The sequence below is a fragment of the bacterium genome, from assembly GCA_019695335.1.
GTDB lineage: Bacteria > CLD3 > CLD3 > SB21 > SB21 > JABWBZ01.
On record JAIBAF010000082.1, the window covers coordinates 1 to 13,582 of the forward strand.

The 13,582-nt window shown below is 45.0% G+C and carries 16 protein-coding genes; 10 read left to right on the forward strand and 6 right to left on the reverse strand.

All coding sequences use genetic code 11. From position 1 onward, the window contains the following. From K1X84_15200 to K1X84_15245, 10 genes are all read left to right on the forward strand, one after another. A partial coding sequence (locus K1X84_15200; protein ID MBX7152973.1) for a sigma-54 dependent transcriptional regulator occupies positions 1 to 834 on the forward strand: 834 nt, incomplete at its 5' end. 245 nt (positions 835 to 1,079) lie between these two features. Then, on the forward strand, positions 1,080 to 1,373 hold the full coding sequence (locus tag K1X84_15205) for a hypothetical protein (protein ID MBX7152974.1): 294 nt from the start codon (positions 1,080 to 1,082) through the stop codon (positions 1,371 to 1,373). A gap of 53 nt (positions 1,374 to 1,426) precedes the next feature. After that, the gene (locus K1X84_15210) at positions 1,427 to 2,290 is read left to right on the forward strand and encodes a hypothetical protein (GenBank protein MBX7152975.1); all 864 of its coding nucleotides are present in this window, start codon (positions 1,427 to 1,429) and stop codon (positions 2,288 to 2,290) included. 246 nt (positions 2,291 to 2,536) lie between these two features. Next, positions 2,537 to 2,740, forward strand: coding sequence for a hypothetical protein (locus tag K1X84_15215; protein ID MBX7152976.1), 204 nt, complete (start codon positions 2,537 to 2,539; stop codon positions 2,738 to 2,740). 33 nt (positions 2,741 to 2,773) lie between these two features. Continuing rightward, a complete protein-coding gene (locus tag K1X84_15220; protein ID MBX7152977.1) occupies positions 2,774 to 3,880 on the forward strand; it encodes a hydrogenase small subunit in 1,107 nt (368 codons plus the stop codon). After that, positions 3,880 to 5,598, forward strand: coding sequence for a nickel-dependent hydrogenase large subunit (locus K1X84_15225; GenBank protein ID MBX7152978.1), 1,719 nt, complete (start codon positions 3,880 to 3,882; stop codon positions 5,596 to 5,598). The genes K1X84_15220 and K1X84_15225 overlap by 1 nt, the downstream gene beginning before the upstream one ends. A gap of 11 nt (positions 5,599 to 5,609) precedes the next feature. Beyond that, positions 5,610 to 6,290: a Ni/Fe-hydrogenase, b-type cytochrome subunit gene (gene cybH, locus K1X84_15230; protein ID MBX7152979.1), complete on the forward strand. Its 681-nt coding sequence runs from the start codon at positions 5,610 to 5,612 to the stop codon at positions 6,288 to 6,290. After that, positions 6,290 to 6,838 carry a hydrogenase maturation protease gene (locus K1X84_15235; GenBank protein MBX7152980.1) on the forward strand — a complete coding sequence of 183 codons (549 nt, stop codon included), beginning with the start codon at positions 6,290 to 6,292 and terminating at the stop codon, positions 6,836 to 6,838. Before cybH ends, K1X84_15235 begins: the two co-directional genes overlap by 1 nt. 206 nt (positions 6,839 to 7,044) lie before the next feature. Then, positions 7,045 to 7,458, forward strand: a complete 414-nt coding sequence (locus K1X84_15240; GenBank protein ID MBX7152981.1) for a hypothetical protein — start codon at positions 7,045 to 7,047, stop codon at positions 7,456 to 7,458. Between the two features lie 6 nt (positions 7,459 to 7,464). Beyond that, on the forward strand, positions 7,465 to 7,908 hold the full coding sequence (locus K1X84_15245) for an SRPBCC family protein (GenBank protein MBX7152982.1): 444 nt from the start codon (positions 7,465 to 7,467) through the stop codon (positions 7,906 to 7,908). A gap of 16 nt (positions 7,909 to 7,924) precedes the next feature. On the opposite strand, the gene K1X84_15250 is transcribed toward K1X84_15245, so the two are convergent. The 6 genes from K1X84_15250 to K1X84_15275 form a co-directional block, all read right to left on the reverse strand. Beyond that, on the reverse strand, positions 7,925 to 9,472 hold the full coding sequence (locus K1X84_15250; protein ID MBX7152983.1) for a YifB family Mg chelatase-like AAA ATPase: 1,548 nt from the start codon (positions 9,470 to 9,472) through the stop codon (positions 7,925 to 7,927). 178 nt (positions 9,473 to 9,650) lie between these two features. After that, positions 9,651 to 10,520, reverse strand: coding sequence for a hypothetical protein (locus K1X84_15255; GenBank protein MBX7152984.1), 870 nt, complete (start codon positions 10,518 to 10,520; stop codon positions 9,651 to 9,653). Further along, positions 10,520 to 11,584 carry a N(4)-(beta-N-acetylglucosaminyl)-L-asparaginase gene (locus tag K1X84_15260; protein ID MBX7152985.1) on the reverse strand — a complete coding sequence of 355 codons (1,065 nt, stop codon included), beginning with the start codon at positions 11,582 to 11,584 and terminating at the stop codon, positions 10,520 to 10,522. Before K1X84_15260 ends, K1X84_15255 begins: the two co-directional genes overlap by 1 nt. Positions 11,585 to 11,642: 58 nt before the next feature. Continuing rightward, positions 11,643 to 13,004 (reverse strand): PFL family protein, encoded by a 1,362-nt coding sequence (locus tag K1X84_15265; protein MBX7152986.1) that lies wholly within the window; start codon positions 13,002 to 13,004, stop codon positions 11,643 to 11,645. 52 nt (positions 13,005 to 13,056) lie between these two features. Beyond that, complete coding sequence (locus K1X84_15270) at positions 13,057 to 13,269, reverse strand: (4Fe-4S)-binding protein (protein ID MBX7152987.1); 213 nt, start codon at positions 13,267 to 13,269, stop codon at positions 13,057 to 13,059. A 51-nt stretch (positions 13,270 to 13,320) separates the two neighbouring features. Next, on the reverse strand, positions 13,321 to 13,582 hold a 262-nt coding region (locus K1X84_15275; protein ID MBX7152988.1), incomplete at its 5' end, for an inositol monophosphatase.

Below are 13,582 nucleotides of genomic sequence, written 5' to 3' on the forward strand. Positions count from 1 at the left end.
TTGATTGCCGAATACATTCACCGCACCAGCCCGCGCGCATTACAACCTTTTGTTAAAATCAGTCTCACGGCATTGCCTCAGGACCTGCTGGAGAGTGAACTCTTTGGGCACGAGCGCGGCGCTTACACGAGCGCTAATTCCGAACGCCGCGGATTATTTGAATTGGCGCATACCGGCACGTTGTTTCTTGACGATATTGACGATTTTCCATTTCACCTCCAAAGTAAATTACTGCGCGTACTTGAATCGCGCGAAATTATGCGCATTGGCGGTCATAAAAGTATTTCGGTCGATGTGCGAATCGTCAGCGCATCAAAAGTCGATTTAAAGACGTTGGTTGAAAAAAATCTTTTCCGCGCCGATCTTTTTTACAGGCTTAATGTCGTTCCGGTACTTGTGCCTCCGCTTCGCGATCGCACGGACGATTTACCTTTATTGATTTCACATTTCTTAAAAAAATATTCGCCGGAAAAAGAAATCCCGATTGAAGCGGATGCTTTGATAGCATTATCACGTTATCGGTGGCCGGGCAATATTCGCGAATTGCGTAACGTCGTCCAACGTATAGCGCTAAACGGGCATACGTCCGTCACAGTCAACAACCTGCCGCTTGAGATCAGCAATGATCATCCCATCGCGTCAGTCATCCATGCTTGCCAACGATGCCTTATCGAAAAAAATATGTCGTTTGAGCAGATCACCGTTTGCCTCGAAATGAATTTATTACAACAAGCTCTGCAACAGACCAACGGTAACAGAACAACAGCCGCTAAACAGCTCGGGCTTAGTTTATCGACGTTTCGTGATAAATTAAAAAAATATGGCATCGAGTGAACTTGCGGAATTCCGCAACTTACAAGCGGAATCACGTTAAATTCTACTTTTTTCTGAGCAATAAATTCCATATTTCCAGTCAGCCTTAAATGGTACTGACCTTGCTTGTTTTTATCATCACTCCATTTTTAATTCAACACCTTTTACAACTTTGAAAGGGAGACGGCTTATGAAAATCCGAATCAGTATTATTGTGTTGAAAGTATTGGCAAGTTTTTGCGTGTGATGAAAATAATAAAAATCCATTGGAAGGTACTAAATGGCTAAGTTCTGAAACGGATTATTTTGATTTTAGCACCAACTCTGTGCTCAATTATTACGAGTCATTTTCTGGCGAACCATTATGTTTTGAACATAATATTATTAATTATCTTATTGAAGGCGATTCATTATTTCTTACAGCTACGGAATTCGATGTTCACGCCGGTTTCAGAATATCCGGTGACACACTTTATCTTTATGCGTTCGACGGTGTTATGCCGCTCAACCGCGTTGAGTTCAATGCCGATACTTTACCCATTTGTCTCGCAAAAAATTGATTGTCATTAAAAATTTTTTATTTTATTTTTTTAAACCACAAAACGGAGGGGTTATGAAAAATCAATATCTCTATTTGACATTTTTTCTTTTTTTAGCTTTTACAAGCATTCAAGCGCAACAGAAGTTGCCTGATTCAGCCATTTTTGACAAAGAAGAAATTAAATTTGCCGACCATCCCGGATTAGTATTCAGAACTTCAAAGCCTTATTTAAGATATCAGGATTGGGACATGCAACACACCGGCCAACCTAATTTTACCGTTGCATTAGAATTTACCAATCGCTCGGAAACCAATATTACCGCAATTGATTTTCTAGTGAAGTTATATGACAAAAAAGGTCAAATTCTTTCAGAATATACCTGCAGTACCAGCCCCATGACTCTTTCACCCAAAGATGGGGACGTTCTCAAACCCGGTTATAAAGGAACGGATGTCTTCTTTGTTTCAAAAGATAAATCAATGCAACAATCGTATGGCAAGCTGGATTTCAAAATCACCGAAGTTCACAAGGCATCGGCTGACGCCATGAATGATAAGCCGGTTTTTGAATCACCGTGGCAAACATTTGCTGATTATCCCGGCCTTTCATGCCGCTTATCAAAACCATATCTTATGATCGATCAGTTATCCGGAAATGAGATGTTTGCTATTGCCATGGAATTTAAGAATGAATCTAAAAATAAAATTCGTTTTGTCTACTATAATGCAGTCATCTACGACGATCAGGGTCCCTTGTATGAAAATGAAAGACAGGAATTCGGTGACAAATATGACCCCCGCCCGGCCGGTATGGATGCTGATTTCCCTACAGATTACTCAGGTGTCAACCGTGCCTTTTATATCAATGAAAAATCATTATTTAAAAGCTTTAAAAAAATAGAAATCACTTTGACTAAAGTCGAAACGGTTAAATAGTTTTTTTCATTTAACTGCTAAATTTGGCAAACGACAAGCATTCATTCCCAATGGATACCTGTGTTTGCCATTTTTTTTAATTGTTCCTGATCTGCCAAATGTACCTGCGGAAATTCGTTACTACACTGCGGATAACCGCTACCCCAGTCTTAAATAACAATTCAATTTCATTATTTATAACTCTTTTTGAACGGGCATGGAACTTGTTTGGTTTTTTGTCTATTAAGTTTAGACGAAAAGTGTCACATGGAATCTGTAGTACATCAAGGACAAATCGTAGAATTCGTTGACGATCCTAATCGCCGCCGGGCCAAAATCCGGATTGAATCATGCATGATTGAAGTTCCGCTTGAAACATTATCGGACGATGCCCATCTGGGTGACAAAGTGTTAATCAAAGCAACTTATTCAATTCATAGAAATCACCAACCGGTTACATCACCGGAATAAATTGTCCAAGTCTAACACTCTACAGGAGGAATTATGGAAGAAAAAATGCTCACCGTTTATGAGCAAATGCAAAATCGCGGTTATTCGCGACGGGATTTTCTGCAATTTTGTTCCTGGATGGGTGCATTGATCGGTGTCGAAGCCACCGGGCTTGCACGGGTTGTGCACGCGTTAGAAACAAAACCGCGCGTACCTGTTGTATGGTTCCACTTTCAGGAATGCACCTGTTGCAGCGAGTCATTCATCCGTTCTTCTCATCCGATTGTCGCTGACATTCTGCTCGATAAAATTTCCCTCGATTACACCGAAACATTGCAGGCTGCGGCTGGCAAGCAAGCGGAAGAAGCTTTGCACGCCACGATGAAAAAATATAAGGGTGAATACCTGATGTTGTGCGAAGGATCGATACCGACGGAAGCGGACGGCGTGTATTGCTGTATTGCCGGAAGAACGGCGCTGGACATCGTCAAAGAAGCGGCCGAAGGCGCCAAAGCGATTGTTGCATGGGGCAGTTGCGCATCCAATGGCTGCATCCAGGGTGCGAAACCCAATCCGACCGGCGCAACACCGATTCATAAAATCGTCACTGGTAAACCGATCATCAATGTTCCGGGTTGCCCTCCCATCGGTGAAGTGATGGCAGGAACGATTGTTCATTTGCTTGCTTTCGATCGGATTCCTCAGCTCGACGGATTAGGTAGACCAAAAGCATTTTATTCCCGACGCGTTCATGATACGTGTTACCGCAGACCGAATTATGACGCCGGATTGTTCGTTGAATCATTTGACGATGAAAATGCCAAACGCGGTTATTGCCTCTACAAAGTCGGATGCCGCGGACCCGTCACCTACAATGCCTGCGGTGTTATGCGGTGGAATAATGGCGTCAGTTACCCGATCCAATCCGGCCATGGATGTATCGGTTGCAGCGAAGCTAATTTCTGGGATAACGGGCCGTTTTATCAACATCTGGCTTCCTTCCCGGGATTCGGTATCGAAACCACGGCGGACAAAATCGGCGTTGCGGTCGGTGCGGCAACTTTGGCCGGTATGGCCGCGCATGCCATTTCAACGAATATTCGGAAACGGCACGAAATCAAAAAAGATCAAAATGAACAGGATAAGAAGGGAGGTGCCTAATGGCTAACCGAATTGTAGTCGATCCGATCACGCGCATCGAAGGACATCTCCGGATTGAAGTCGAAATCAAAGACGGAAAAATCGTTGACGCGTATAGTTCCGGCACGATGGTGCGCGGATTTGAACTGATATTAAAAGGCCGCGATCCGCGTGACGCGTGGGCTTTTACAGAACGGGCATGCGGCGTTTGTACGACAGTTCACGCGCTGGCCTCTGTGCGATCCGTAGAAGATGCATTAAAAATAAAAGTTCCTCCTAATGCCGAACTGATTCGCAATTTGATGTTCTGTGCCCAGTATTTGCAGGACCATGTCGTTCATTTTTATCACTTGCATGCACTCGACTGGGTTGACGTCGTGAGCGCTCTAAAGGCCGATCCGAAAAAAACATCGGAAATAGCTCAAAGCATTTCAAATTGGCCTAACAGTTCTCCCGGATATTTTTCCGATTTACAAAAACGCCTGAAAACTTTTGTCGACAGCGGGCAACTTGGTATTTTTGCGAACGGCTATTGGGGACACGCGGCGTATAAATTACCCAATGAAGTCAATCTGATTGGCGTCGCGCATTACCTCGAAGCGCTTGAATGGCAGAAAGAGATTGTCAAAGTCCATACTATTTTCGGCGGTAAAAATCCTCATCCTAATTATTTAGTAGGAGGCGTTCCTTGTGCGATTAATGTTGAAGAATCCAATTCCATCAATGCCGAACGTCTGGCTATGGTTGGACGCTTATTCGAAGAAGCAAAGGAATTCGTAGAAAAAGTGTACTTGCCGGATCTTGTCGCCGTTGCCGGATTTTACAAAGACTGGGGCGGCATTGGCGGCGGGCTTTCTAATTACATGGCTTATGGGGATCTACCGGTTAACGGGTATGCCGACGTTGCCCAATTCAAATTTCCAAGAGGCATTATTCTTAATCGGGATTTGAGTACCGTTCATCCGATTGACGGAAGCGATGCGGAACAGATTCAGGAATTTATTTCGCATTCATGGTATACTTATTCCGACGGCGATGAAAAAGGAAAACATCCGTGGGCGGGCGAAACCAATCTTAATTACACCGGCCCCAAACCGCCGTACGATTATCTCAATGTCGATCAGAAATACAGCTGGCTCAAAACTCCCCGATGGAAAGGTATGCCGATGGAAGTCGGACCGTTATCACGTTTGCTAGTCGCCTACGCTTCCGGTCGGGAAGAAGTAAAAGAAGTAGTCAACGGCGCTTTGGCAGCCCTCAACGTGCCAGTGGGAGCTTTGTTCTCGACGTTAGGACGGACAGCGGCCAGAGGATTGGAAACAAAACTCATCGCCATGTGGGCCAAGGAGTTTTACGATCAATTGCTGACGAATATCCGCAACGGCGATACGCGTACCGCTAACATGGAAAAATGGGAACCGGCGACATGGCCGAAAGATGCCAAAGGCGTTGGATTGACTGAAGCACCTCGCGGCGCGCTCGCTCATTGGATTGTCATCAAAGATCAGAAAATCGACAATTACCAACTGGTCGTTCCCAGTACGTGGAACGCATCGCCGCGCGATCCGCAAGGGCAACGTTCGGCGTACGAAGCATCGTTGATCGATACGCCGGTCAAAGATCCGGAACAGCCGCTGGAAATTTTACGTACCATCCATTCGTTTGATCCGTGTCTCGCCTGTGCCGTACACGTGTATGACGAAAAAGGAACGTACGTTCATCAACTGCAAACATTTTAGGAGGTGGTGCTATGGAAACCGTTAGTATCCGCCGGCACTATGTGTGGCAGTTGCCGGTTCGCGTGTATCACTGGGTTAACGCCGTGTGCGTGACCGTATTGTGCATCACCGGTTATTTTATCGGCTCGCCGCTTGCCTTGCAGAGCGGCTCCGAAGCATCGTTCGGATATTGGTTCGGCACGGTTCGGTTTATTCATTTCGTAACGGCTTTTGTTTTCTTTTTTAATTTCGTTGGACGAATTTACTGGGGATTTGTCGGAAATTCTTACGCTCGGTGGAATAATTTTCTGGTCTTCCACAAATCTCAATGGCGGGAAATTATCGACGTATTAAAAGTCGATATTCTCCAGGCAAAAGCACAACCGCTGGAATCGATCGGGCACAATGCCTTGGCAAGCCTGACTTATTTTCTGACATTCATCGCCTTTTTGTTCCAATGCATGACCGGATTTGGCATGTATGCCGCTATGAGTGACTCCTGGCTGCCTCGGCTTTTTGCATGGATCGTTCCGATGATGGGCGGTGATTTCGCCGTACGCCAATGGCATCATATGGCGATGTGGTTTTTTATTATTTTTTCATTTATTCATGTTTATCTGGTTTTTTACCACGACTATGTGGAAGGCCGCGGTGTTTTATCCTCTATGGTCGGCGGGTGGAAATTTATTGAAAAAGAGAAGGGGAAAAATTAATGAGAAAATCCGAAGTAAATCGCACGCTCATTTTAGGAGTTGGAAATGTTTTATTGGCTGACGAAGGCGTCGGTATTCATGTCGTGCGCCGGATCAATGCTGAACAATTGCCAAATCATATCGACGTTGTAGACGGTGGAACGGGAGGGTTTCATTTATTGGAAATGCTGCAATCGTATGATCGGATCATTTTAATCGATGCGGCATTAGACGGTCAGGAACCTGGCAAAGTCAACATCATTCGTCCGAAATTTGCTTCGGATTTTCCAAAAGTATTGAGCGCTCATGAAATCGGGCTTCGCGATTTAATTGAATCCTTATCGCTGGTGCAAAAATTACCCGACATGACCGTCATTACTATTTCTATTTCGACGTTTCAACCTATGCGTGTAAAGCTGTCACCGGCAGTGCAAGCCTCGATACCTAACGTACTACGTTGCCTTGCTACAGTTTTGAATTTAGCGGAACTGCCGCTAACGATCAGCGCTTATACGGTTTTACTTGATGAAGTGGTCAATGTCAACGGCGCTTTTGCAATGAGAATGTAACGCCGACTAATTCTGAGTCAGAAGATTTAAATTTTCAATTACCCCTCAGTCATTTATTCAAGAATGAAGTAAGAGGGGTTTTTTATTTTATTGTAGCTTGTAATTTTTACTAAATATTTTTATTAAATTTTTCTGTCCTATTTTTCAAGATTGATTCGTTCTTAATAAAACAGATATCCACGTATCATTTATTATCGGAGGATAATATGAACTACGGCAAATTGAATGTGGTTGTAGGTTTTACAGGCTTGACATTGGCTGTCTTAGGAGGCATCTCACTGGGATTTACGTTTGATCAATACTCAGTTAAGGACGGCAATCATGTCCTATCGTTGGTCAGATTTTATTTGCGAGAAGGGCATTCACACGGCATGCCTTTAAGTCTTTACAATCTGATCATTGCACTTTGGGTAGACAAGCTTAATTTATCAAACGGATTGAAAAAGACCGGTTCCATCCTAGCCGCACTTGCTTTAGTATTGCCGATTGGTTTGGCGGCTAAAGGTGCTGCCGGAGCAGCATCTGATTTTCCGCCTTTTGGCATGATCGGTGTTCTCGGTATGTTAGGTTCCGTAGTTATATTTTTGATTGGCGCAATTCGGACCCAAAAAAATTCCTAAACTCCTATGAACGCTCTTGACGTTACAACTGAAATCATAATATCGGCGCCCCGGCAAAAAACTGCAGAATGGGCGTCCAATCCCGATTTTGCGCCCGAATGGTATGCCAATATCCATTTTGCGCAATGGAAAACTTCCCGGCCGCTTGCCGTCGGATCGCAGTTTCTGTTTGAAGCCCACTTCCTTGGAAAAAAATTAAAATACACTTACGAAGTGGTTGAATTTATTCCTGAACAAAAATTAAGTATGCGAACAGCTGACGGTCCTTTTCCAATGGAAACCACCTATACATGGGAAAGTCTCGATTCTCAAACTACGCGCATGATTTTACGAAACAGAGGAAATCCGGCTGGTTTTTCACGACTGTTTCGACCGTTTATGGCGTTCGCCGTAAAAAAAGCGAATCAAAAAGACTTGAAACAGCTCAAATATTTATTAGAAAACAGCTAATCTAAAAACATATGTTTCAAAATTTATACGTCCGGTCTAAACTGCGGTATTGAATCGCTTCGCTGATATGCTCAGGGTGAATGGATTCGCTGTCGGCGCAATCGGCAATGGTACGTGCTACTTTAAGAATGCGATCGTAAGCGCGCGCCGATAAACCAAGTTTCGTAATGGCCATCTTCATCAGTTCGGCTCCTCGATCATCAATCTTGCAAAACTGCCTTATTTCCTGCGATTCCATGTCAGCATTACAATATAATTTCCTGCCGTTAATTTTAAATTTTCTAAATCTCTCAATTTGAATTTTTCGGGCTTTCCGTACACGGTCACGAATCGCCGATGAATGTTCGCCGGTCGTATCGCCGGAAAGTTCTTTGTATTTGATGGCCGGACATTCGATATGAATATCAATACGATCCAACAACGGTCCTGAAACTTTCGACATATAGCGCTGAATGGTTTGTTGCGTGCATGAGCATTGATTATTCGGATCGCCGTAATAACCGCACGGACAAGGATTCATCGCACAGGATAGCATAAAATTAGCAGGATAAGTCAACGACATTTCGGCACGGCTGATCGTAACTTTGCTGTCTTCCAGAGGTTGCCGCATGACTTCGAGTACATTTTTTTTGAATTCCGGTAATTCATCGAGAAATAAAACGCCATGATGCGCTAAACTCACTTCACCGGGCTTCGGAATATGTCCGCCGCCTATCAATCCGGCATCCGAGATAGTGTGGTGCGGTGAACGAAAAGGCCGTGTCGTGATCAAAGGTTCATTACCCGGTAACATCCCGGCCACAGAATGAATTTTTGTAGTTTCTAGAGCTTCATCAAGTGTCAGATCAGGAAGAATCGTGGGCAGGCGTTTGGCCAGCATGGTTTTGCCGCTGCCCGGAGGCCCGATCATAATGATGTTATGTCCCCCCGCCGCTGCGATTTCCAACGCGCGTTTGGCATGCTCCTGTCCTTTTACATCTTGAAAGTCAACATGATAATGATTAGTCGAATTAAAAATCGAATTAATATCGACACGATGGGGCGGCACTGATTTTTCTCCATTGAGTAATGCGACCGTGTCGTACAAATTATTTACCGGAAATACTTCCAATCCTTCCGTCATGGCAGCTTCGCCGGCATTTTCGGCCGGTAAAATAATTCCGCGCAAATTTTCGGATTTCGCTTTAACCGCAATGGACAACGCGCCGGTAATAGGCCGAAGGCTCCCATCCAATGCAAGCTCGCCCAGGATCAAGAATTGATCGAGTTTATCAGATTGAATTTGTCCGTTCGCCGCAAGAATACTGATCGCAATCGGCAGATCAAAAGCAGAACCTTCTTTACGAATGTCGGCCGGTGCGAGATTGATCGTAATCCGTTTGATTGGAAATTGCAGACCGGAATTTTTGATTGCGGCATTTACGCGCTCGCGGCTTTCTTTCACCGCGCCATCCGGCAAACCGACGGTAATGAATGCAGGCGCGGCTCCCTCCAAATGCGCTTCGACTTTGACGATATAGGCATCGATTCCAAACGTGGTGGCCGATAAAACTTGTGCAAGCATGTAAGAACTCCCTCAGATTAATAATTGAATACAGAGGCTGCGTAGATAATACACATGAAATTGATTTAGACAAATCACATCGATGAAACTTATCCGTTATAACTAGTTTCAAAACTGATACAGATTCGACACATTGCCAAGATACATTTTTACATTTTGGGCTCTGCGGCGATGAGTTCTATTTGAAAGTTTCCCTCAAATGGAAGGTAAAACCGGCATCCCAGTATTTCTCAATTCGTCCTTCTTTCAGCCAATAAATTCGCGGCGGAGTATTACCGATCAAACTGAAAAATTCTTCCGCGCTGACCATATGATACGGATAGCGTGCACCGGCGATAGTAAAAAACGAATCGACGGAAATACCTTCTTCGCTGAAAAATAAAATATAGGTTTCAGGAATTTTGGCAGTTTTGCGTGCTTCCGTCAGTTCCCGCGCGGCAGCCTGACAATGCTCGCAATCCAGATTAAAAATACACATCAGGTTTTCGCCCTCCGCCAGATCTACACGGCCGCGTTCCTCGAAATTCGTATATTGTTTGAAAGTAAAATCGTTCAAAACTTTTATCGGCGCCCATGTCCAGACACACACCGCCGAAATCAGTAAAACGGCTAACGGAATTTTCCAAGAATTTTTAACGACTTCGGTGTTGCGAAAAACAAAATAAACCAACGCCAGCAAAACAATATTTTTGATTATCGACTCGACTGGCGACATCGCCAGCAATTTGCCAAAACAACCGCAATCTTGCTGATCGCCTTTGATCGCCAGGTATAACAAATGTACGGTAAAACCCGATAACATCAGGCCGGTTAGCAAAGAGACTGCCGTTTTGAGATAATGTTTTTGAAGATAGAGTAAACCAACCGTCAATTCGACTGCAATGAGAAACCGTGCTGTCCACGCTGCGGCCGTGCGGTCTGAAAAAACACCTTGATCAATCAACGTAATCTCAAATAATCCAGGAGAAAGTAACTTGGCTACGGCGGAAAAAATAAATGTTGAAGCAATAACAATCCTAGCTATCCAGACAAAATTTTTCGCCGTCATCAGGATTTCCTCTTGAATAAGTAGGCGCTGTTTTTCAGGACGCTTTCTTTTTCTCCGGTATTGAGCGCGAACTGCGCGCCGCTCCAAATTGACGCGCTGCCGTATTCGCCTTTTTTATTGATCGCATAAAATTTAACATCAAATTTTGGTTTTTTATCATCATCGAGCAAGCGCGCTTCTTTTGTATGATCGGCAATACGCTGGCACGCCATGAGACAAGCTTCTTCCGGCGATTTGTCCTGACGCATGTATTCGACAATCATCACGCTGCTGCAATTGAGCAAGTTTGCTTCGCCGCGTCCGGTCGAACCAGCTGCACCGACGAGATTGTCCACATACAATCCGGCTCCAAGAATCGGCGAATCACCGACACGCCCGGGAATTTTAAAAGCAAGCCCGCTGGTCGTCGTCACACCGGAAAGATTGCCGAAACTATCCAAGGCATTACAATTGATCGTACCGGTTAATCTGAAAAAATTTTGCAACGTCTGGCCGATGCCTTTATCGTCGATCGTGTGCGGCGGCAGCCAATCATCTTCCGGGCTCAGGTTTTCTTTCCATTTTAACCACACTTCCCTTGCACGATCCGTGAGCAAATCTTCTTCTTTGAATCCATGCGCTTTAGCAAATTTCAGAGCCCCTTCTCCTACGATCAAAACATGATCGGTACGTTCCATGATCGTCTTCGCGACTTTGGACGGATTTTTTATATTACGCAGCGACGCCACACCGGCGCCGCGGCAAGACGGTCCGTGCATCACACATGAATCCAGTTCGACTACGCCTTCCTCGTTTGGCAAGCCCCCGTACCCGACGCTCATATCATCCGGATCGTCTTCGACGATATTCACTCCGGCCACAACCGCGTCGAGTGCATCCGCACCTTGCTGGATCAATTCCATCGCCTTGGCTGTTGCTTTGAGACCGTTCGCACTGGAGATCGCAATCGGTTTAAATGATTTTTGATCGTCAAAAATATTTTCTGCAATGGCTATTTTTGGCAATACCAAACCCGTTCCGGCAATTACTGAATGTTTGAGGAAGTTACGCCGATTTGTTTTCATGGCAATTCCTTTCACCACTATATTGAACTTCAAATTCTTCGAAGATAGGTGTGTTCGGTTAGTTCGTCAAACCTTGCGTCGGCGCAGGAATGCGGCCACCGCGGGTTATAAATTTCATCGACGATAAGTTTCGAATCGGCATGATCGGCGCTTTTCCCAAAAGACCGCCATAGTCCACGGATTCTCCGATTTTTTTTCCAGGAACCGGAATGATACGAACGGCCGTTGTCTTATTATTGATCATACCGATGGCCGATTCATCGGCAATCAGACCGGCAATATTTTCCCACGGCGTATCACCCGGAACGGCCACCATGTCGAGGCCGACGGAACAGACGCACGTCATCGCTTCTAATTTCTCCAAGCTCAGATGCCCTTTCTCAACCGCGCTGATCATTCCTTGATCTTCGCTCACGGGAATAAATGCACCGCTCAATCCACCGACATACGATGACGCCATGAGTCCGCCTTTTTTTACCGCATCGTTCAGCATGGCTAGCGCGGCGGTTGTACCGCAAGCGCCCACGTCCTCCAATCCCATTGCAACCAGAATGTCGGCAATGCTGTCACCCGGCGCCGGTGTAGGTGCAAGTGAAAGATCGACAATACCGAATTCGACATTCTGTTGTCTCGCTACTTCGCGACCGATCAACTCGCCGGCTCGCGTGATTTTAAACGTCATACGCTTAATGATTTCTGACAACTCGCCGAGATCCGCATTCGGAGCTTCTTTGATCGCATGCAAAACCACGCCCGGTCCGCTGATGCCGACATTGATCACCGTTTCCGGTTCCGTCACGCCGTGAAAAGCACCGGCGACAAATGGATTGTCTTCTACGGCATTACAAAACACTACAAATTTGGCGCAGCCGATCGCGCCTTCCGAAGCTGTCTTTTCGGCAAGATCTTTAATAACTTTCGAGACAGCAATAATCGCATCCATGTTGATGCCGGCTTTGGTCGATCCTACGTTGATAGACGAACATACGCGCTGCGTCGTGCCGATCGCTTCGGGAATCGATTCAATCAGCGCTTTGTCACCGTTGGTAAAACCTTTTTGCACCAGCGCGGAATAACCCGCCAGAAAATCTACACCGACCGTCGCCGCCGCGTCATCCAAACGGCGTGCGAGTTGGACAAATTCCGACGGAGTAAAAAAATCGCACGGAATCGATACGGGCGTGATTGAAATTCTTTTGTTGGCGATTGAAATTCCGTATTTCATTTCAACATCTTTGGCCGTTGCCACATGTTTTTCGGCGGTTCGGCAGATTTTGTTGTAAATTTTTTCAATTGTTGTACGTGCATCACCGGTCGAACAATCGCGCAAGCTGATGCCCATGGTCGTCGTTCGAATATCAAAATGTTCGACCTCAGTCATACGAACGGTTTCAAGAATTTCCTGAATATCAAAAGCCATAAAATCTCCGATAAAATAAAGTCCTTATTCTGAATAGAATTCACATAAATGATTATAAATTTTCAGAACGTTTATACGACAGAGCGCCGGACGGACAACGGTCAATCGCCTGTGCGATCGTGTCGGCGTTTTCAGCATCCACGTTGATCCATGGATGTTTTTTCAGATCAAATACTGACGGAAGGCCACGGACACAATTACCTGAATGAATGCACAATTTAGATTCCCAGAATACAGTGATTTGTTTGTTTTTATAATCACGCATAGAAAACTCTTCATTTGAAAACAAAACTTATCATTCCACAGAAGGATAGCATCATTTTAATAATTCTAAAATTTCAGCTTCCAATTTACTATTGCAAGCTATTGCATCATCGATATGCAATGCCTTTCGTCCGTTCCAATTAAAAAAATTTCCGCCGGCTTCTTCGATAATCGGTTTAATCGCAGCGACATCCCATAAATTCATTTTCGGATCCATCATAATTTCCGCCCGTCCGGTTGCCACCATCATATGACCGTAACAGTCGCCCCACGTTCTCGTAAATTGGCATTCGTGCAAGAGTTTCTGGTACGCA